Source organism: Streptomyces sp. BA2 (assembly GCF_009769735.1).
Taxonomy (GTDB): domain Bacteria; phylum Actinomycetota; class Actinomycetes; order Streptomycetales; family Streptomycetaceae; genus Streptomyces.
Genome location: NZ_WSRO01000002.1, coordinates 1,371,931 through 1,392,584 on the forward strand (window position 1 = coordinate 1,371,931; position 20,654 = coordinate 1,392,584).

Below are 20,654 nucleotides of genomic sequence, written 5' to 3' on the forward strand. Positions count from 1 at the left end.
ATGCGCGGGATCACCAAGACGTTCCCCGGCGTCAAAGCGCTCTCCGATGTGAATCTGACCGTGGGCGCCGGGGAGATCCACGCGATCTGCGGCGAGAACGGCGCGGGCAAGTCGACGCTGATGAAGGTCCTCAGCGGCGTCCACGAGCACGGCAGTTACGACGGCGAGATCCACTTCGAGGGCGAGCGGATGGCCTTCAAGGACATCCGCGCCAGCGAGAAACACGGCATCGTCATCATCCATCAGGAGCTGGCGCTCGTCCCGTATCTGTCCATCGCCGAGAACATCTTCCTCGGCAACGAACAGAGCACCCGCGGCTTCATCGACTGGAACGACACGCTGCGCAGGGCGAGCGCGCTGCTCAAGCGGGTCGGTCTGAGCGAGAAGCCGCAGACTCCGGTCGCCGACATCGGCGTGGGCAAGCAGCAGCTCGTGGAGATCGCAAAGGCCCTGTCGAAGGAGGTGAAGCTGCTCATCCTGGACGAGCCGACGGCCGCTCTCAACGACGAGGACAGCGCCAAGCTGCTCGACCTCATCCTGGAGCTGCGCGACCAGGGCATCGCCTGCATCATCATCTCGCACAAGCTGAACGAGATCCGGGCCATCACCGACTCGGTGACGATCCTGCGCGACGGCCGGACCATCGAGACCCTGACGGTCCGCGAGACTCCCGCGTCCGAACCGCAGGTGGCCGAGGACCGCATCATCCGCGGCATGGTCGGCCGCGACCTGGACCACCGCTTCCCCGACCGCACGCCCTACGAGGGCGAGGACGCGGGTTCGCTGGCGCTGTCGGTGGCGGGCTGGACAGTGCGGCATCCGGTCGACCACCAGCGCAAGGTCGTCGACGACGTGTCGCTGACCGTGCGGCGCGGCGAGATCGTCGGCATCGCGGGCCTGATGGGCGCCGGACGCACGGAGCTCGCGATGTCGGTCTTCGGGCGTTCGTACGGTCAATACGTCGCGGGCACGGTGGCCGTCGGCGGACGCGAGGTCGTGACCAAGACCGTGCCCGCCGCGGTCGACGCCGGGATCGCGTACGTCACCGAGGACCGCAAGCAGTACGGCCTGAACCTCATCGACAACATCAACCGCAACATCTCCCTGGCCTCGCTGCCCGGCATGCGGCGCAAGGACGGCTTCGTCGACGAGCACCACGAACGCTCCGTCGCCGAGCGCTACCGCAAGTCGATGAACATCAAGGCCCCCACCGTCTTCGAGCAGGTGGGGCGGCTCTCCGGCGGCAATCAGCAGAAGGTCGTCCTGAGCAAGTGGATCCACGCCGACCCCGACGTCCTGATCCTCGACGAGCCGACGCGCGGCATCGACATCGGCGCCAAGTTCGAGATCTACACCGTCATCGACAAGCTGGCGGCCTCGGGCAAGGCGGTGCTCTTCATCTCCTCCGAACTGCCCGAGCTGCTCGGGATGTGCGACCGGATCTACACGATGGCCGAGGGCCGGCTGACCGGTGAGGTCGACCGCGCGGACGCCACCCAGGAACTCCTGATGCGCCACATGACCAAGAACAGAAGCTGAGGCATCCGCCATGACCACCACGACCACGCCACCACGTGACGCGTCGTCCACGCCGTCCGCCAAGGAGTCGGCGCGTGACCTGCTGCTGCAGAGCGTGCGCTCCAACATGCGCCAGTACGGCATGCTCGTCGCCCTGGCCTTCATCGTCATCCTGTTCCAGATCTGGACCGACGGCACGCTGCTCCTGCCGAACAACGTGTCCAACCTGATTCAGCAGAACGGCTACATCCTCATCCTGGCCATCGGCATGATGATCGTCATCATCGCCGGGCACATCGACCTGTCCGTCGGCTCGCTTGTCGCCTTCGTCGGCGCCATGTCGGCGGTGATGATGGTCAAACACGACATGCCCTGGGTGCTCGCCCTGGTCCTCTCGCTCCTCATCGGCGCGGTCGCGGGCGCGTGGCAGGGCTTCTTCATCGCGTACGTCGGCATCCCGTCGTTCATCGTGACGCTGGCCGGCATGCTGCTCTTCCGCGGTCTCACGCAGATCGTCCTTGAGGGCCAGTCGCTCTCGCCGTTCCCCGAGGGCTTCCAGAACATCGCCAAGGGGTTCATCCCCGAGATGGGCCCGTACACGCAGTACCACAACCCGACGCTGGTGCTCGGATTCGTGACGGTCGCGTTCCTGCTCTTCCGCGAATGGCGCAGCCGCAAGCAGCAGCTGGCCTACGACCTCGACGTGACGCCGACGAGCCTGTGGGTGACCAAGCTGGTGGCGATCTCCGCCGCGGTCATCGCCTTCACGCTGACCCTGGCGAGCTTCCACGGTGTGCCCGTCGTGCTGCTCATCATGTGCGGCCTCCTCATCGCCCTCGGTTACGTGATGCGCAACGCTGTCGTCGGGCGCCACGTGTACGCGCTCGGCGGCAACAAGGCGGCGGCGAAGCTGTCCGGCGTCAAGGACAAGCGCGTCACCTTCCTGATCTTCGTCAACATGGGTGTGCTTGCCGCGCTCGCGGGCTGTGTGTACGCGGCACGCCTGAACGCGGGCACTCCGCAGGCGGGCCTGAACTTCGAACTCGAGGCGATCGCGGCCGCGTTCATCGGCGGCGCCTCGATGAGCGGCGGCGTCGGCACGGTGATGGGCGCCGTGATCGGCGGCCTGGTGCTCGGCGTCCTCAACAACGGCATGTCCCTGGTCAACATCGGCACCGACTACCAGCAGGTCATCAAGGGGCTCGTACTGCTGGCCGCCGTCGGGTTCGACGTCTGGAACAAACGCAAGGTCGGTCGCTAGTCCTCACCGTCAACTCATCTGTCTGGAGCCGTACATGGAAACGAGCAGACGTACCGTCCTGGCCACCGCTGCCGCCGCCGGCCTCACCGCCACCGTCGCCGGCACCTCGTACGCGTCACCGGGTTCCGGCAGGACACCCACCAAGGAGCTCTTCGGCAAGCTGGCCGACGGCACGAAGGTGTACCGCTGGTCCCTTGCCAACGGCGGCACCCGCATGAAGGTGCTGTCGTACGGCGGCATCGTGCAGTCCCTCGAACTCCCGGACCGGCACGGCCGGTACACCAACGTGTCCCTCGGCTACGACACCATCGAGGCGTACACGGCAGGCACCACCTTCTTCGGCGCGCTCATCGGCCGCTACGGAAACCGCATCGCCAAGGGCCGCTTCACCCTTGACGGCAAGACCCACCAGCTCTCCGTCAACGACGGCGAGAACAGCCTGCACGGCGGAGCCAAGGGCTTCGACACGCGGGTGTGGGACGTGGAGCCGTTCGCCGGGTCCACGGGCGTCGGCCTCGTCCTGCGGTATGTGAGCGTCGACGGCGAGATGGGTTACCCCGGCACGCTGCGGGTGAAGGTGACGTACACCCTCACCTCCCGCGGTGACTGGCGCATCGACTACGCGGCGACCACGGACAAGGCCACCGTGGTGAACCTGACGAACCACACGTACTACAACCTCGCGGGCGAGGGCAGCGGCGGCATCTACGACCACGAACTCTCCCTGGCCGCCGCCCGGTTCACGCCGACGGACTCCGGCCTCATCCCGACGGGCGAGCTGGCGAAGGTGGCGGGCACGCCCTTCGACTTCCGGCGTGCGAAGAAGGTCGGCGAGGACATCCGGGTCTCGCACGAGCAGCTGGTGACCGCCAAGGGCTTCGACCACAACTGGGTCCTGGACAAGGGCATCACCACGCGCCCCGAGCTCTTCGCGACGCTGCGGGACCCGGAGTCGGGCCGCTCCATGAAGATCGCCACGACCGAGCCGGGCGTGCAGTTCTACTCCGGGAACTTCCTGGACGGAACCCTCACCGGGCCCTCGGGGCGCACCTACCGGCAGGGCGACGGCCTCTGCCTGGAGACCCAGCACTTCCCCGACTCCCCCAACCAGCCGAAGTTCCCCTCGACGGTGCTGCGGCCCGGGCAGACCTACCGGTCGAGCACCGTCCACACCTTCTCGGCGCGTTGAGCCGTGCGCACCAGAATCCTGATCCCGCTCCTTGTCCTGATGGCCGGTCTGCTCGCGACTCCCGCGCACGCGGAGCCGACCCATGCCAAGCAGAAGTACGCGGGCTATCTCTTCAGCTACTTCACCGGCGAGGGCACCGCGGACGGCGAGCAGATCCGCATGGCACTCAGCCGCGGCAACGACCCCACCCAGTACCGGGAGTTGAACGGCGGGGAGCCCGTGCTGACCTCGCAGCTCGGCACCAAGGGGCTGCGCGACCCGTTCATCATCCGCTCCCCGAAGGGCGACAAGTTCTACCAGATCGCCACCGACCTGCGGATGTACGGCGGCAGCGGTGGCAGTTGGGACCAGGTACAGCGCACCGGCAGCAAGTCGATCATGGTGTGGGAGTCCACCGACCTGGTCCACTGGACCGACCAGCGCCTGGTGAAGGTCGCACCGGACACGGCGGGCAACACCTGGGCCCCGGAGGCCTATTACGACGAGAAGCTGAAGGCGTACGTCGTCTTCTGGGCCTCCAAGGTCTACGGCGCCGACGACCCGGACCACACAGGATCGACGTACAACAAAATGCTGTACGCGACGACGAAGGACTTCCGCACCTTCAGCAAGCCCAAGGTGTGGAACGACCCGGGTTACTCGGTGATCGACTCCACGGTGGTCAAGGACGGCCGCGACTACTACCGCTTCACCAAGGACGAGCGGGACCCGGCCTCGGGAACCCCCTGCTCGAAGTTCATCACCGCGGAGAGGTCGAGGGTCCTGACGGACACCTCGTACGACTTCGTGGCCGACTGCATCGGCAAGGGCGTGGTCGACCGGGGTGAGGGGCCCGCGGTGTTCAGGTCCAACAGCGGTGACAAGTGGTACATGCTCATCGACGAGTTCGGCGGGCGCGGCTATGTCCTCTTCGAGACGACGGACCTCGCCTCGGGCAAGTGGACCGAGACGAGGAACGCCGAGCTGCCGGCCGGCGCACGGCACGGCACGGTGCTACCCGTGACGCAGGCCGAGTACGACCGGCTGCTCGACGCCGACGCCTACTTGTAGCTGATGTCCCCGGCGGTGAACTTGCAGTACTTGCCGTCGGGGCCAGTGCCCGTCTTGGGCGGCTCGGCACCGGTGTTGTTGCCGGTGAACCGGTCGCACGTGGCGATCTTCTTGCCGCTGTCGCCGTGGATGCGGATGTTGCGCAGCGCGGCCGTGTCACCGTAGTTGGTGTTGATGCCGACGATCGACTTGCCGGGAGCGGTGATGTCGACGTCGTTCACGATGATGTTGCGCTGGTACTGCTTGGAGCAGTTGCCGCAGGCGCGCACCAGCTTGCCGAAGTCGGAGACCTGGAACTTCGTCACGACCAGCTTGCCCGCGCCGTTGAACTGGAAGACCTTGTCGTCGGCCTTCCTGGCGCCGCCGCCGTAGACGGTGTAGGTCGAGCCCGCCGAGGTCCCCTTGAAGGTGGCCGCGTCCTCGCCGACGTCCTCCCACCACACGTTCTGCAACGTGCAGCTGCCCTGGCAGTGGACGCCGTCCGCGGCCGGGGAGCCGAGGATGACGTTCTTGAGGACCGCGCCGTCCTTCAGCTTGAAGACCGGGTCCTGGCCCTCGTCCTGGCCGTCGCCGCCCAGCTCGCCGGTGCCGTAGTGGCGCTTGAGACCACCGTCGTAGGTGCCGGACACCTCGATGGTCTTGGACGTCGGCTTCTCGCCCTTCGCCTGGGGCCAGGCACTCGCCGCCCCCGCGGTCGACATCATGGAGGTGGTGACGAGGGCGGCGCCGGTCATGCCGAGCGCGGCTATGCCGCCGACGACGGCACGGCGCTTGGTGAGACCTCGGCGATGACGGACGCGCTGGTTCGCTCGTGGGGTCATGTTCCCGGATCATTCCTTCGGTGGTGGACAGCTTGCATGTCCTTGTCGCCGCCGCCCGGCGAAGGGTTGCCGCTCGGATCCCACCAATCCGCCACCGTCCGCACCGTGAACGCGCGTGCCGTCCCCTCCGCGGTGACCCGGACCCCGGTTCCGTGCCGTGCGGCGCGGAAGACGGCAGCGGGCCGGCCCTCCAAATCCGGCACGGTGATCTCCGTGCCGTCCTCGGTGTCCGGGGTGACCAGGAGGGTGAGGTCCTGGAGCCAGTCGCCGTCGGGGCGCTGGTCGTCGGCGCCGAGCGGAAGCAGCGCGCCGGGGCGGACGTACAGGGGGAGGCTGTCGAAGCCGTGGGTCTCACGCCGCCAGGCCGGGCCCCGGACGGTGTCGCCGGTCAGGAGATGGGTCCACGTTCCCTCCGGCACGTAGAACTCGACGTCCCCCTCGGCGGTGAAGACGGGGGCGACCAGGAGGTCGGGGCCGAGCATGTACTGGCGGTCCAGGGTGCGGCAGGCGGGGTCGTCCGGGAACTCCAGGAGCATCGGACGCATGACGGGGACGCCCGTGCGATGGGCCTCGACGGCGGCTCCGTACAGGTACGGCATGAGGCGGTGCTTGAGCCGTGTGAACTTCCGGGCCACCTCGACCGCTTCGTCGCCGAAGGCCCACGGCACGCGGTAGGAGACGTTGCCGTGGAGGCGGCTGTGCGTGGAGAGCAGGCCGAAGGCGAGCCAGCGTTTGAAGACGGCCGGGTCGGGGGTGCCCTCGAAGCCGCCGATGTCGTGGCTCCAGAAGCCGAAGCCGGAGAGCGAGAGGGAGAGACCGCCGCGCAGCGACTCGGCCATCGCGCCGAGCGAGGCGAAGCAGTCGCCGCCCCAGTGCACCGGGAACTGCTGGCCGCCCGCCGTCGCGGAGCGTGCGAAGAGGACCGCCTCCCCCGGGCCGCGTTCCTTCTCCAGGAGTTCGAAGACGGTGCTGTTGTAGAGCTGCGCGTAGTAGTTGTGCATGCGCGCGGGATCCGATCCGTCGTGCCAGACGACGTCGGTGGGGACGCGTTCGCCGAAGTCGGTCTTGAAGCAGTCGACGCCCTGGTCGAGCAGGGTGCGCAGCTGGTCCGCGTACCACTGGCGGGCGGCCGGGTTCGTGAAGTCCACGAGGGCCATGCCGGGCTGCCAGAGGTCCCACTGCCAGATGTCGCCGTTCGGCCGCCGGACGAGGTAGCCATCGGCGGCGGCCTCGGCGAAGAGGTCGGACTTCTGCGCGATGTACGGGTTGATCCACACGCTGACCTTCAGGCCGCGTTCGCGGAGCCTTCGCAGCATGCCCTCCGGGTCGGGGAAGACTTCCGGGTCCCAGCGGAAGTCGGTCCACTGGTACTCGCGCATCCAGAAGCAGTCGAAGTGGAAGACGCCGAGCGGGATGTCGCGCTCGGCCATGCCCTCGACGAAGGCCGTGACGGTCTCCTCGTCGTAGGGCGTGCAGAAGGACGTCGTCAGCCACAGGCCGAACGACCAGGCGGGCGGCAGCGCGGGGCGGCCGGTCAGCGCGGTGTAGCGGCGCAGGACGTCCTTGGGCGTGGGGCCGGCAATGACGTAGTACTCGATGGACTGGTCCTCGACGCTGAACTGGACCTGGCCGACGGACTCGGAGCCGATCTCGTAGGAGACCTTGCCGGGGTGGTTGACGAAGACGCCGTAGCCGCGCGAGGAGAGGTGGAAGGGGATGTTCTTGTAGGCCTGCTCGCTGCTTGTGCCGCCGTCGGCCTGCCAGATGTCGACGTTCTGGCCGTTCTTGACGTACGGGGTGAAGCGTTCGCCGAGGCCGTAGATGTACTCCCCTACTCCCAGGGCGAGTTGGCCGATCATGTGGTGGCTGCCGTCGGGCGCGGTGGCGAAACCGGTGCCTCTGCTCTCGACGGCGGTCAGCCGCCGCCCTTCGGCGTCGAGGAATTCGAGACCCCAGGGTTGGTCGCTGTCCAGGCGTACGGTGAGCGGGCCGCTGGCGAGTTCGGTGACGCTGCCCTCACGCCGGACCTGCCCCGCTCCTTCGGTGGCGTTCAGGCCGAACTCCGGTCCGTGCGCGGCCTTTCCCGCGTGGTGCGTCGCCCGTACGCCGATCACGCCCTCGGCGGGCGAGAAGCATTCGACGGTGACGAGCGGCGTGTTGAGGGTGTCGCCGCGTTCGCGGACCCGGTGGACGGCCGCGTAGGCGGTGAACCATCCCTCGCCTTCCCGCACGTCGCGCACGTCGGTCGCGTACGAGGCGCGCACCCCATCGCGCATCAGCCAGAAGCCGTCGGTGAACTTCATGCGGTCTCCCTCGGCCGGGCGGTGGCAGTGGCGGTGGCGGTGGCGGTGGCGGTGAAGGTGATCCGGGCGAGGCGCAGGGGGCCCCGCAGCCGCACGCGCAGATCGCGTACTCCGGCGGCGGTGAAGCCGCAGGTGTGCGAGGCGTAGTCGTACACGCCTCCGGTGGCCGGGACGGTGACGGTGGTTGCGGTGCTGCCCGAGATGAGGTCGACGGCTCCCCCGCCCGCCACCTCGACCGAGACGTCACGGACGCCCTCACCGAAGTCACAGGCACGGAAGAGCAGTTCACCCGTACCCCCGTCCCGGGGGCGCACGGCGTCGCCGTGCGTCCTGGCGCGGTCGGCGATCTCGGTGCCGTCCTGTTCGTCGTAGCCGGCCGCCGCCAGGCCGGCCTCCCGCACCGGCCTGGCGGCGAGCGGGGCGCCCTCGACGTGGACGGTCCCGGCGAGCCGGATGTCGGCGCTGGAGGCCCCGGCGAGGATCTCGTACGCGCCGGGCAACACGGCCCAGCGGTCCTGCCGCACGTCCCAGAACCCCAGCTCGGGCAGGGGCAGTTGGAACTCCAGGCGGCAGGAAGCCCCGGCAGCGAGGTGGACGCGGCGGTGCGCGGCGAGCTGCCGGTGCGGCAGGGCGAGGGCGGTGGCGGCTTCTTCGGGTGCCCGGGTGTAGAGCTGGGCCACCTCGTCCGCCGCGACGGGTCCGGTGTTGGTGACGGTGAACGCGACGCGGACCAGCTCTCCTTCGCGCGCGGCCGTCAAGTCCTCGTACGCGAAGGAGGAGTAGCCGATGCCGTGCCCGAAGGGGTAGAGCGGGGTGCCGTCGAAGTAGAGGTAGGTCTGCCGGGAGCCGATGATGTCGTAGTCGAGCAGGTCGGGAAGGTCGGTGTCGGCGGCGTACCAGGTCTGCGGGAGGCGCCCGGCCGGGGAGATGTCCCCCGCGACGACCCGGGCGAGCGCTGTGCCCGCGGCCTGTCCGCCGTGTGCGGTCCACAGCAGCGCGGGCAGCTCGGCGTGGGCGTCGGCGACCGCGTACGGATAGGCGGAGACCAGGGCGAGCGCGGTGCGGGGGTTGGCGGCGCGGGCAGCGCGCCACAGCCTGTCCTGGTGGGGCGGCAGAGCGAGCGTCGTGCGGTCCTCGGTCTCGCGGCCGTTGATGTGGGGGTCGTTCCCGGCGACGACGATCACGGCGTCGGCCTCGGCGGCGGCACGGGCAACGGCGTCCTCGCCGCGTTCCAGGAACTCGACGGTGAAGACCTCCGGCTCGTCGGCAACCTTCACGCCGTCGGCGGCGACAGAGACGTACCCACCCGTCCCTGTGTGCTCGATGAGGTACCCGTCCCCGTGACCGACCAGCGCGAACGTCTCCTGTACGACCCATCCGCCGGGTTGGTCCGCCGACGCGCGCACGAAGCCGTCGTCGGCGACCGAGAGGTAACGCCCGTCGGGGGCACGCAGCGTCCATGTGCCGCCTCCCCAGTCGACGAGGGCGAACTCGGTCGGCTCGGGGCCGCAGGTCAGGGGCGGCAGATCCGTACGGCCTGCGAGCAGCGCCGGGTCCAGGGCTGTCTCGGCGCTCCCGGACCGGCCGCCGTCCTCCTCGGAGTGCGGCACGCGGAGCCATCCGGCCGCGCACTTCAGGCGCACCCGGTCGGCGCCTTCGGTGAAGGTGACGCGGTCGGCGCCGAACCGCTCGCGCAGTCCGTCGAGGGGGGTGCTGCGGTGGATCGGGGTGCCGCTGTACCAGTCGGTCTTGCACTCGTCGGCGAGGAGTCCGACGACCGCGATCCGGGTGCCTTCGGGCAGCGGGAGCAGACCGTGGTTCTTGAGCAGGACGATGGCCTGCTCGGCGGCCTCCTGGGCGAGCGCGCGGTGTTCGGGGGTGTCGAAGGCGTGCGAGGCCGGGTCCGCGTACGGCCCCTGCCCGGGGTCGAACTCGCCGAGCCGGAAGCGGACGGACAGGTGACGGCGTGCCGCCGTGTCGATGTCCTGCCCCGTCAACAGGCCCTGTTCCACGGCTCGTTGGATGCGCCCGGTGATGACCGAAGCGTCAGTGCCGTGGTCGGTGAAGCTGTCGACGCCCGCGGCGAGTGCCGCCGCGGTGGCCTCCTCGTGGGTGTCGAAGTACTTCTCGGAGTCCACGAGGTTGCTGGGCGCGCCCGCGTCGGAGCAGACGAGCAGCTCCTGTTCCGTCCAGGTGCGCAGGTGCTCGCGCAGGTAGGGCGAGAGGTGGTTGGGGCGGCCGTTGACCAGGTTGTACGCGGGCATCACCCCGGCCACGGCGCCCGCCTCGACGGCGGCGCGGAAGGCCCGCAGGTCGTACTCGTGCAGGACACGCGGGCGCACGGAGGCGGACGACGTGTCCCTGCGCGTCTCGTTGTTGTGGGCCAGCCAGTGCTTGAGCACGGGGGCGGTGCGCCAGTGGTCCGGGTGGTCGCCGCGCAGGCCCCGGGTGTAGGCGACGGCGATCGCGGAGGTGAGCCGGGGGTCCTCCGAGTAGCCCTCCTCGTTCCTGCCCCACAGCGGGTGGCGCAGGAGGTTCACCGTGGGCGCCCAGAGGTTGAGGCCGACGCGGTCGTCCCGCGCGCGCATGGCCCGCGCCTCGGTGGCGACGGCCTCGCCGACGCGGCGGACGAGTACGTCGTTCCAGGTGGCACCGAGTCCGACCGCCTGTGGGAAGACGGTGGCGGGCCCCATCCAGGCGACGCCGTGCAGGGCCTCCTGTCCGGTGCGGAACGGAGCGATGCCGAGCCGTTCGACGGCGGGCGCGAACTGGTGCAGGAGCGCGATGCGTTCGCCGCCGGTCAGCCGGGACAGCAGGTCGTCCACGCGCTGGTCCAGGGGCAGTTCGGGGTCACGGAAAGGCGGCGGGCTTGCGGTCACGTGCGGATCCCCTTGGCGAGCGGTGGGCACGGTGGAAGTGACTCGTGGTCGTTCTTCTTGTCGTTCTGCTTGTCGCGCTTCTTGCCATTCTTCGAAGCGCTTCGATGCTCTGTGCAGCTCAAGCCGATGTCAAGGCGGCAGTCGTGCAGCACCTCTTGTTACGACCCAAGCCTTCACTTAACCTCGCAGCAATATCGAAGCGCTTCGAAAGCCGACCGGCGGTGACCGCCGTGTGTCCGGGCACGCGCCACGAAGGGTTGACGCAATGACGCCGAACTCCCCCTCCAGCAGCTCTCATTCGAGCCGGAGATCCTTCCTCGCCTCCTCAGGTCTCGCCGCGATCGCCGTGGCCGGCGGGGCCCCACTGCTCGCGGCCTGCGGGGGCAGCGGGTCGAAGAACGAGGGCACCACGACGGGGAAGAAGCTCAAGGACCTGCTCCCCGCGTACACCGCGTCGGAGCTCGCGAGCCCGGACATCCCCGCCAAGAACGGCTCGGCGGCGGGGTTCACCAAGGCCCTGCCCGCGTCACAGCTGAAGGTGTCGGTGCCTCAGAAGCTCGGCAGGGGAGGCGAGTTCACCGTCATGGCGCCGATCTGGGGGAACGTCCCCAAGCAGGGCAATCCCTACTGGACGGCGATGGACAAGGCGGCCGGTGTCCGGGTCAAGTGGCAGAACCAGCAGGGCGACACGTACGGCCAGAAGCTGGGGGCGGTCCTCGCGTCCAGCGGTGTCCCGGACGCCGTGGTCGTGCCCGGCTGGGAGCTGACCGGCAAGATACCGAGCGCCATCGCCAACAAGTTCGCCGACCTGGGCCCCTACTTGAGCGGCGACAAGATCAAGGAGTACCCGAACCTCGCCGCGATCCCGACCGGCGCCTGGCAGCGCTCCATCTTCGGCGGCAAGCTGCGCGGCCTGCCGATGCCCTCCGCCACCACCCCGAACATCGCGCCGTTCTACCGCACCGACCTCTTCGAGAAGGAAGGACTCGAAGCGCCCACCAGCGCCCAGGAGTTCTTCGACCTGTGCAAGCAGCTCAACGCCCCCAAGAGCAAGGTGTGGGCGTGCGGCGACATGAGCTGGGCGGCCTGGAGCATCTTCGGCGTACTGCCGGAGAAGCCGTACTACTGGAAGCTCGTGGACGGCAAGCTCGTCAACCGCTACGAGACCGACGAGTACCTCGAAGCCCTGGAGTGGTCGCGGGGGCTCTACTCGGCGGGCTTCGTCCACCCCGACGCGAAGGCCGAGACCGGCAGCATCGGCGACCTGTGCGCGGCGGGCAAGGTCTGGATGTACTGCCAGGACCTGTCCGACTGGTACGGCAAGGCGGCCGTGCAGCGTGTGGACAACAAGAAGTTCCGCATGGAGGCGTTCGACTACTTCGCCCCCGACGGCGGCGCACCCACCCTCTACGCACGTCCGCCCGCCGACATCTGGACGTTCATCAGCGAGAAGGCCGACGAGAAGACCGTCCGCGACATCCTCGCTCTCGCCAACTACACGGCGGCTCCTTACGGTTCGAAGGAGCAACGCCTTCGCATGTACGGCGTCGAGGGTGTCCACCACACCTTCAAGGACGGCGTCCTCACCAAGAACGGCAAGGGCAACAACGAGGTCTTCTCGACGTACGAGTACCTCGCGTCGCCCGCGCCCTTCGTCGCCTACCCCGACCTGCCGGACGTCACCGAGGGCATGGTCGAGTGGCAGCAGCGCCAGGGAGCGCACACCAAGAAGCCGCTCTTCCACGGCATGATGATCATCGAGCCGACCCGGTACACCGAACTGAACGCCGAGTTCGAGGACCTGGAGAAGGACATCGTGCGCGGTCGCAAGAAGGTCGGCGACATGCGGCAGGCGGCAGCGGACTGGAAGTCGGGCGGCGGCGACAAGCTGCGCGACTGGTACAAGAAGCTGCTCGACGAGACCGGGGCGACCGGCGACGCGGCGTCCTGACGTGGCCCAGAGTACGACTCACACGCGCGACACCCCCGAGCGGGCGCCCACCGAGCCCGTCGAAGCCGCGCCCCCCGCGAAGAAGGCACCGGCCCGCGTCCCGCTGCGCCACCGGCTGCGCCGCGACCGCGTACTGCTCCTCATGGTGCTGCCCGCGCTGCTGCTCCTGCTCGTCTTCAACTACGTGCCCCTGATCGGCAATGTCGTCGCCTTCCAGGACTACGACCCCTACATCGCCGACAACGCGTTCCAGGCGATGGCGCAGAGCCCCTGGATCGGCTTCGAGCACTTCCGGCACATGGTGGAGGACCGGCTGTTCTGGCAGGCGGTCAGGAACACCCTCGCGATCTTCGCGATCCAGCTCACGTTGTTCTTCCCGCTGCCCATCGCGCTCGCGCTGTTCATCAACAGCTTCGTGCGGCCGCGGGTGCGGGCGGTCGCCCAGGCGATCCTCTATCTGCCGCACTTCTTCTCCTGGGTCCTCGTCATCACGGTCTTCCAGCAGATGTTCGGCGGGGCGGGACTCGTCGCGCAGGTGCTGCGGGACCACGGGCACGAGGGCTTCGACCTGATGACCGACCCGGGCCTGTTCAAGTTCCTCGTCACCTTCGAGATGGTGTGGAAGGACGCGGGCTGGGGCGTCATCGTCTTCCTCGCCGCACTCGCCGCCGTCAGCCCGGATCTCTACGAGGCATCGGCGATGGACGGCGCGAACCGCTGGCGGCGCATGTGGCACATCCAGCTGCCGGCGCTGCGCCCGGTGGTGGCGCTGCTCCTGGTGCTCCAGGTCGGCAACGCGCTCACGGTCGGCTTCGAGCAGATCCTGCTCCAGCGCACCGCCGTGGGCCCCACGGCCTCCGAGGTCCTTGACACCTATGTGTGGAACACCGGCCTGGACAACGGGAACTTCGGCTACGGCGCCGCCATCGGCATCGTCAAGGGCGTCTTCGGCCTCCTGATGGTGCTCGGCGCCAACAAGGCCGCCCACCTCATGGGCGAGCAGGGGGTGTACAAGCGATGAGCGTGCTGAACTTCGGCATCAGGCCGGGCAGCCGCACCGGTCTGCGTCCGGTGTGGGAGGAACCCCCGACCCGGGCCGGCCTCGCCACCAAGGGCGTGACGCTGACCTTGGTCTGCCTCGCGGTCCTCTTCCCGGTGTGGGTGGTGGTCGTCACCAGCCTCTCCTCGGTGAAGACGATCACCGAGACCGGCGGCCTGGTGGTGATCCCCCGGGGCGTCACCTTCGTCCACTACCAGGAGCTGCTCGGCGGCGGCCAGGTGTCGCGCGCCACGCTGGTCAGCGTGGGCGTCACGGTCGTCGGCACGCTCTTCAGCATGGTGGTGTCCGTCCTGTGCGCGTACGGGCTCTCGCGCCCGGGATCGGTCCTGCACCGCCCGATCCTCCTGGTCATCGTCGCCACGATGTTCTTCGGCGCCGGGCTCATCCCCACCTATCTGGTGGTGCAGGGCCTCGGCCTCACCGACACCTATCTGTCGCTGATCCTGCCGAGCGCCCTGAACGTCTTCAACATCCTCGTCCTGCGGGCGTTCTTCATGGGCACGGCACAGGAGCTGATCGAGAGCGCCCGCATCGACGGAGCCGGGGACCTGCGCATCCTGTGGCGGATCGTCATGCCGCTGTCCCGCGCGGTGATCGCGGTCATCACGCTCTTCTACGCGGTGGGCTACTGGAGCGCGTGGTTCAACGCGTCGATCTACCTCAGCGACCCGGACATGATGCCGCTGCAGAACGTCATGCAGCAGTTGGTGATCAAACAGCAGAGGCCGACGGGCCTGTCCCAGGCGATCAACACGGGGCACCTGTCGCCGCTCGCCATCCAGATGGCCGTGATGGTCCTGGCGCTCCTGCCGGTCGCTGTTCTCTCACCGTTCGTACAGCGGCATTTCAAGCAGGGCATGCTCACCGGCGCAGTGAAGGGCTGACCCACCGATGCCTTCCCTCGACGACGCTACCCGCGGCCGGATCCTGTTCGGCGGCGACTACAACCCCGAGCAGTGGCCCGAGGAGGTGTGGCTCGACGACGTACGCCTGATGCGCGAGGCCTCCGTCAACTCCGTCACCGTCGGTGTCTTCTCCTGGGCGAGGCTCGAACCCCGGCCGGGTGAGCGGGAGTTCGGCTGGCTGGACCGGCTGATGGAGCTGCTGCACGAGCACGGCATCGGTGTCGTCCTCGCGACGCCGACCTCCGCTCCCCCGCCGTGGCTCGGCCACCTGCACCCCGAGACGCTGCCGCGGGACGAGAACGGGCAGGTGGAGTGGTGGGGCTCGCGCCAGCACTTCGCGCACTCCAGCGCCGTCTACCGCAGGTACGCCGCCGCCATCACCGAGGATCTGGCGGCCCGGTACGCGCACCACCCGGCGCTCACGATGTGGCACATCAACAACGAGTACTGCACCTACGACTGGGGCGACGAGGCGGCGGTGGCGTTCCGCCGCTGGCTCCGCGCGAAGTACGCCTCGCTCGACGCGCTCAACTCGGCTTGGGGAAGCGCCTTCTGGGGCCAGAGCTACGGCAGCTGGGCGGAGATCCTGCCGCCCCGGCGCGCCCACTACATGAAAAATCCCGCCCAGGTGCTCGACTTCAAGCGCTTCACGTCCGACGCGCTGCTCGAGTGCTTCATCGCCGAGCGGGACATCGTCACCGCTCACACCCCGCACCTGCCGGTCACCACCAACTTCATGCCGTTGTGGGCGGGGCAGGACGCGTGGATGTGGGCCGCGCGGGAGGACGTCGTCTCGGTCGACATCTATCCGGATCCCCGGGACCCGTTCGGAGCCCAACAAGGCGCACTGGTACAGGACATGACGCGCTCTCAGGCTCGCGGCGGTCCGTGGATGCTGATGGAGCAGGCGGCAGGGCCGGTCAACTGGCGCGGGGTGAACCACCCCAAGCCGCGCGGTCTGAACCGCCTCTGGTCCTGGCAGGCGGTGGCGCGCGGCGCGGACGCCGTCTGCTACTTCCAGTGGCGCCAGTCCCGGCAGGGCGCGGAGAAGTTCCACTCCGGGATGGTGAGCCACGCGGGCGAGCACGGCCGCACCTTCCAGGAGGTCAAGGAGCTGGGCGCCGAACTGGCCCTGGTGGGCCCCGAGGTGGCGGGCACGCGCGTCACGGCCGAGGTGGCCGTCCTGCACGACTGGGACTCCTGGTGGGCGAGCGGGCAGGAGGGCCGCCCCTCCGCCCTGGTCGACCACGCGGAAGTGCTCAGCACCTGGCATCGCGCGCTGTGGGAGGCGAACATCCCCGTCGACTTCGCCCACCCCGAGCACGACCTGACCCCGTACCGCCTGGTCGTCGCCCCGCACCTCTATCTCCTCACCGACACCGCGATCGACAACCTCCTGACGTACGTACGCGAGGGGGGCTCCCTCGTCTGCGGCTTCCTCACCGGCGTGGCCGACGCGGACGACCGGGTGCGGCCCGGCGGCATGGACGCCCGGCTGCGCGCGCTGTTCGGCATCCGCACCGTGCACGAGTGGTGGCCGCTGGAGGCCGGGGAGAGCGTGGACTGCGGCGAGTTCACCGGCACGCTCTGGTCGGAGGAACTGCAGGCCGACGACAGCGCCGAGACGGTCGCCGCCTACCGGGGCGGCGAGCTCGACGGGCTGCCGGCGCTCCTGCGCCGCGACCGCGCCTGGTACTTGTCCACGCTCCCCGAGCCCGCGGCCCTGCGCGACCTGCTCGCGCGCGTCGCCGCCGAAGCAGGCGTACGGCCCCCGCTCGCAGGCCTCCCCCGCGCAGTGGAGGCCGTACGCCGCGGCGATCTCCTGTTCCTCCTGCACCACGGCCGTGGGCAGGTGACCGTGCCCGTGCCCGGCAGGCACCTCGATCTGCTGACCGGCCACGCGACCGAGGGTGCGATCACCCTCGGCCGCCACGGTGTGGCCGTCCTGCGCCGCGCCACCGACGACGACCGCGGGTCCGCCCCGGCCCCGCGGCACTCCCCCCACCCTGGAGACAACACATGACACGACACACCCACCGCACCCTGACCCGCCTGCTGCTGGCCCCCACCCTGCTGGCGGGCGCGGCGCTCGGGCTCGCCTCCGCCCCGGCCCAGGCCGCCGTCTGGAGCACCTGCGACCAGTGGGGCAACACCACCCTGAACGGCTACACCCTCTACAACAACATCTGGGGCTCGGGCGCGGGCAGCCAGTGCATATCGGCGGGCTCCGGCACCAAGTGGAGCGTGCGCGCCGACCACCCGAACACCAGCGGCATCAAGTCCTACCCCAACTCCAAGAAGGTCATCGGCAAGCCGGTCGACTCGCTGTCCTCGCTGAAGAGCTCGTACGACGTCAAGGTCCCCTCGGCAGGCGACTACAACTCCTCGTACGACATCTGGGACACCGACTACCACTACGAGATCATGCTCTGGGTCAACTACAACGGGAACGTCGGCCCCCTCGGCACCGCCCAGGGCACCGTCAGCCTCGGCGGTCACACCTGGGCGGTCTACAAGGGCACCAACGGCGCCAACGAGGTCTTCTCCTTCCTGCGCACCTCCGACTCGTCGGCCGGGACCGTCGACATCCTCCCGATCCTCAAGTGGATCAAGAACACCAAGGGCTGGATGGGCAACGAGACCATCGGCGACGTGCAGTTCGGCTACGAGATCAGCGGCTCGGCCGGCGGTCTGGACTTCACCACCAACTCCCTGACGGTGTCCGGCGGTTAGTCCGGCAGCTTGTCGCCGACCAGGGCCAGGTTCTGGATCGCGGCGAGACCGAAGAGCGCGGTCTCGTTGGTGTTGATCCGCAGGTTCTCGTAGCCGGGCTCCAGGACGGCGGGACCTGTGAGGTCGGTGCGGTCCCAGCTCATCGCCTTCGTATAGCCGTCGCTGTCGTGGAACTTCCGCCAGGCGCGCGCCGCGAGCTTCTCGTCCTTCGACCGGGCGGCGGCGTAAGCGTCCTGGCGGGAGTGCCCCTGGAAGAGCAGCAGGCTGCCGAAGTCCTTGCCGTAGCGCTCCTTCTGCTCGGCCTTGGTGGCGTTGAAGTAACGGCAGTAGTCCAGCCACGCCTGCTCGAACTCCGGCTGGTCGACGAGGTCGATGAGCTCGGCGCACATCTCGACCAGGCCGAACATCGCGGAGAGGTGGGAGACGTTAACGGCGGGCTCGGCTGCCACCGCGAACTTCCCCGTGTCCAGGTCGTAGAGGCCGCTGCCCTGGACGAAGCCGTTGGGCTGGGCGGCGATGGTCTCCATGGTGGAGCGCAGGCGGGCCTCGGCCTTGGCCGCCTTGGGGCCGCCGCGTTCCCACTCGGTGAGCCAGGCCGCGGCGAGGCCGCTCCAGTCGGTGCCGAAGCCGATGGACAGGGCGTTGCGGTCCGGTTCGTACGGCTCGGTGCGGATCTTGCGCAGGGGGTCGAGGACGAGGAACGTCTCGTCGGAGTCGACCAGGGCGTGCATCAGGTCGCCGACACGCTCGTCGGCGGTGAGGAAGTAGTAGGGGCGGCGGTAGACGGCCGTGGAGATCCGCTGCTGCTTCGCGCTGTCCGCGAAGTGCTGCACACCGTGCCGGGTGCCGAGGCCCGCCCACTTGCCGAGGTGGTAGGAGTCGACCTCGCCGGTGTGGCGGGTCATGGCTTCGGCGAAGCGGAAGATGTCGGCGCGGCCCGAGCGGAGGTAGGCGTACCAGAGCCACAGGTCGGGCGAGAGCTCGGAGTTGTCCCAGGCGTAGCCGCCGACGTCGTACCGCCACTGGTGCCGGTCCTCGTCGTAGGTGTGCATGATGTCGCCGTAGTCCCAGAAGCCGTACCAGCGGCGCTGTTCGGCCTGGTCCTTGTAGTAGGTGAAGAGGAAGTCGAGGTGGTCCTCGATCGTCGCCTTCGCGGGTGTGGAGCGGTCGACGGGCGAGAAGAGACCACCGAAGACGCCCGCCTTCGTCACTTGCTCGGGGGCGGCGGCCAGCTGGGGCGGGGTGCGGACGGCGGCGGCCTGGTCGACGAGGGTGGCCGCCGAGGGGGTGGCCGCGTTCGCCCAGAACATCAGCTCGCTGGTGCGGGCGATGCCGTACGGGGTGCCGAAGCCCGGTTCGTGGTCCTCGTAGGTGATGTTGAGGCCCTCGATCTGCTCCGGGTAGGTGTCCTGCCCCATGCCGTCGTGGTACGTGCGCAGGTCCATCGGCTGTGCCTCCGGCGACCAGAGCCAGAGCGTGACCTCGGCCGTGTCACCGGCGGCGCCCCGGATGTCCAGCTGGGCGGGGTGCTTCTCCCAGAAGTCCCGCAGGCCGAAGGAGAACCCGCCGCCGACCCCGCCGACGTACCCGAACCCGGTCGCCCTGCCGCCGCCTCCTGCCGTGATCCAGGTGTGCCCCGGCTTGGTGCGCTTGCGCAGGGTGAAGCCGTCGGCGGAGAACTGGGCGAGGGTGTAGTCGCCCCAGGTGGGGACGTACTGGAGGCGGGTGGTGACCCGCTGGTCCCAGGTCGCGGGGTCCGGCAGCTTCTCGCCCTTGACCTGGGCGGTGCGGATCGCGGCGCCCGGGTCGCGGCGAAGCCCTGTGATGCCCTTGACCGCCTCGGTCAGGAATCCCTTGCCCTCGCCCGCGATACGGATGTGCCGGTCGTACGCCGCGTCGCGCATCGGCACGCTGAAGCGGACCCCCAGGCCGCGGATGAAGTCCTTCTCCGCGTCGCCGTCGTAGGTGATGGTGTGCACCATGCGGAAGGAGTCGGAGCCCGCGTAGAAGTAGAGGCGCACGCTGAAGGGCAGCCAACTGCGGCTTCCCTTGCGGTGTTTGCCGTCGATGCGGACCACGGCGCGCACCGGACCGTCCTGTTCGGCCTTGGCCCCGCTGATCTCGCCGTCGAACCGTTCCCACTTGGCGTTGCCGTGGTCGCCGTCGTCGAGGTCGCCCTGGCGGAGCAGCACGAGCCGTCCGTCGGTGGCGATCTTCACGCCGTCGCGGGTGACGGACTCGACGAGCCGCTCGCCGTCCTTGGAGATGACGGTCTTGATGACTCCGGTGTCGACGGTGATGGCCCGACGGGTCTCGGTGACCTTGACCGCCTTGCCGGGGGCAGCGGGTGACCCGGCCTTGAGGGTGAACTTGTCGGTGCCTCGCGCGGCCGGGCCCACCGCGTGCGCCGTCCACTTCACCGATCCGTCGGGCCAGCGGGCGGTGGTCCATGTCTGTACGGGGACGTCCTTGCCGTCGGCGGTGGCGAGGGCGAACTCCTGCCCGGCGGGGTGGGCACCCTTGGGCCACGGGACACCGAAGGTGGAACCGGCCGCGGCACCGAGCCCGCCCTTCTCCAGCCAGCCGACGGTGACGGGGCCGGAGTCCGGTTCGGCGGCCCGGGGAGCCGCCTGGGCGCCCTGCCGGCCGAGCGCCCAGCTGAACTGGGCGGCAGCGCCTGCGACGGCAGCGGCCTTGAGCACGGATCTGCGGGGGATCGGAGACATGACTGTCCTCACTGTCCTTTCGATGGCTTGACGGACTTCGATGGCATGGCGGACTTCGATGGCATGAGGGACGAGGGCTCGTTGGCGTCCGCCGACGGCCCGGGGCGGGCCGGGGGCGGCCTCCCGCGCGAGCGCAGCCGGAAGCGGGGCGTCCAAGCCCACCGCCGCGTCCCAGGCAAGACGCACACCCGGGCCGGCGCGGTCCTGTCGTCAAACTCCCGTCGTCCGCCCGGAGGGCGGGCCCCGCGGCGTCAGGTG

Annotated in this window: 12 protein-coding genes and 1 pseudogene; 9 read left to right on the top strand and 4 right to left on the bottom strand. The window is 69.2% G+C overall.

The window, feature by feature from the left end; translation table 11 throughout:
• The 4 genes and pseudogenes from mmsA to E5671_RS08795 all read left to right on the top strand — a co-directional run.
• On the top strand, window positions 1–1,539 hold the full coding sequence (mmsA, locus tag E5671_RS08780) for a multiple monosaccharide ABC transporter ATP-binding protein (protein WP_160510068.1): 1,539 nt from the start codon (window positions 1–3) through the stop codon (window positions 1,537–1,539).
• A gap of 10 nt (window positions 1,540–1,549) precedes the next feature.
• Complete coding sequence (gene mmsB, locus E5671_RS08785; RefSeq protein WP_237330137.1) at window positions 1,550–2,779, top strand: multiple monosaccharide ABC transporter permease; 1,230 nt, start codon at window positions 1,550–1,552, stop codon at window positions 2,777–2,779.
• A 34-nt stretch (window positions 2,780–2,813) separates the two neighbouring features.
• Window positions 2,814–3,968, top strand: a complete 1,155-nt coding sequence (locus E5671_RS08790; RefSeq protein WP_160503280.1) for an aldose epimerase family protein — start codon at window positions 2,814–2,816, stop codon at window positions 3,966–3,968.
• Window positions 3,969–4,007: 39 nt separating this feature from the next.
• Window positions 4,008–5,003, top strand: a pseudogene (locus E5671_RS08795) (glycoside hydrolase family 43 protein); the annotation flags it as partial.
• A gap of 5 nt (window positions 5,004–5,008) precedes the next feature.
• Here E5671_RS08795 and E5671_RS08800 read toward each other — a convergent pair.
• From E5671_RS08800 to E5671_RS08810, 3 genes are read right to left on the bottom strand one after another with little or no spacing between them, the layout of a single operon-like run.
• Entirely contained in the window at window positions 5,009–5,839 is an 831-nt protein-coding gene (locus tag E5671_RS08800; RefSeq protein WP_160503281.1) for a pectate lyase, read from the bottom strand.
• Window positions 5,836–8,142, bottom strand: a complete 2,307-nt coding sequence (gene yicI / locus E5671_RS08805; protein WP_160503282.1) for an alpha-xylosidase — start codon at window positions 8,140–8,142, stop codon at window positions 5,836–5,838. Before yicI ends, E5671_RS08800 begins: the two co-directional genes overlap by 4 nt.
• The gene (locus tag E5671_RS08810; RefSeq protein ID WP_160503283.1) at window positions 8,139–11,021 is read right to left on the bottom strand and encodes a glycoside hydrolase family 3 C-terminal domain-containing protein; all 2,883 of its coding nucleotides are present in this window, start codon (window positions 11,019–11,021) and stop codon (window positions 8,139–8,141) included. The genes yicI and E5671_RS08810 overlap by 4 nt, the downstream gene beginning before the upstream one ends.
• A 265-nt stretch (window positions 11,022–11,286) precedes the next feature.
• On the opposite strand from E5671_RS08810, the gene E5671_RS08815 reads away from it, so the two are divergent.
• The 5 genes from E5671_RS08815 to E5671_RS08835 are packed head-to-tail and all read left to right on the top strand — an operon-like array spanning window position 11,287 to window position 17,670.
• Complete coding sequence (locus tag E5671_RS08815) at window positions 11,287–12,972, top strand: extracellular solute-binding protein (RefSeq protein ID WP_160503284.1); 1,686 nt, start codon at window positions 11,287–11,289, stop codon at window positions 12,970–12,972.
• A 1-nt stretch (window position 12,973) separates the two neighbouring features.
• Window positions 12,974–13,993 (top strand): ABC transporter permease, encoded by a 1,020-nt coding sequence (locus E5671_RS08820; protein ID WP_336605711.1) that lies wholly within the window; start codon window positions 12,974–12,976, stop codon window positions 13,991–13,993.
• Window positions 13,990–14,916, top strand: a complete 927-nt coding sequence (locus E5671_RS08825; RefSeq protein WP_160503285.1) for a carbohydrate ABC transporter permease — start codon at window positions 13,990–13,992, stop codon at window positions 14,914–14,916. The genes E5671_RS08820 and E5671_RS08825 overlap by 4 nt, the downstream gene beginning before the upstream one ends.
• 7 nt (window positions 14,917–14,923) lie before the next feature.
• Window positions 14,924–16,960 (top strand): beta-galactosidase, encoded by a 2,037-nt coding sequence (locus E5671_RS08830; RefSeq protein ID WP_160503286.1) that lies wholly within the window; start codon window positions 14,924–14,926, stop codon window positions 16,958–16,960.
• Window positions 16,957–17,670, top strand: coding sequence for a glycoside hydrolase family 12 protein (locus E5671_RS08835; RefSeq protein WP_160503287.1), 714 nt, complete (start codon window positions 16,957–16,959; stop codon window positions 17,668–17,670). Before E5671_RS08830 ends, E5671_RS08835 begins: the two co-directional genes overlap by 4 nt.
• Here E5671_RS08835 and E5671_RS08840 read toward each other — a convergent pair.
• Window positions 17,667–20,396: an exo-rhamnogalacturonan lyase family protein gene (locus tag E5671_RS08840; RefSeq protein ID WP_160503288.1), complete on the bottom strand. Its 2,730-nt coding sequence runs from the start codon at window positions 20,394–20,396 to the stop codon at window positions 17,667–17,669. The genes E5671_RS08835 and E5671_RS08840 overlap by 4 nt on opposite strands.
• Window positions 20,397–20,654: the final 258 nt, after the last annotated feature.